At 43.8% G+C, this 324-nt stretch carries 1 protein-coding gene; it reads right to left on the bottom strand.

What is annotated here, in order from left to right:
* A partial coding sequence (locus SB765_RS28680) for an RnfH family protein (RefSeq protein ID WP_410932365.1) occupies positions 1-324 on the bottom strand: 324 nt, incomplete at both ends.

The following is a 324-nucleotide window of genomic DNA, read 5'->3' on the forward strand; positions in this document are numbered from 1 at the left end:
GTTCTAACGGCCGGCCACCAGTGACTTTATTAGCGCGGCCCTCTTCTTTGGCTTTTTCAGCACGTTTTCTGCGAGCATCTTTAGGGTCGGCAATTAATGGGCGGTAAATTTCAATTCTGTCGCCATCTTTAAGCTCATGATTTAGCTTTACTGTTCTGTTCCATACGCCTAAAGTTAAATCGGTTGCATCAATCTCAGGGCACTTTTTAATAATCCCTGATTGTATTACCGCTTGCTCAGCCGTTGTGCCTTGCAGCACTTCTATATTTAACGTGGTTGCCTTAGTAGGTAAAGCGAACACAACTTCAATATTGATCATGCACG

This window comes from Pseudomonas sp. SIMBA_067 (assembly GCF_046534675.1).
GTDB classification, from domain to species: domain Bacteria; phylum Pseudomonadota; class Gammaproteobacteria; order Pseudomonadales; family Pseudomonadaceae; genus Aquipseudomonas; species Aquipseudomonas putida.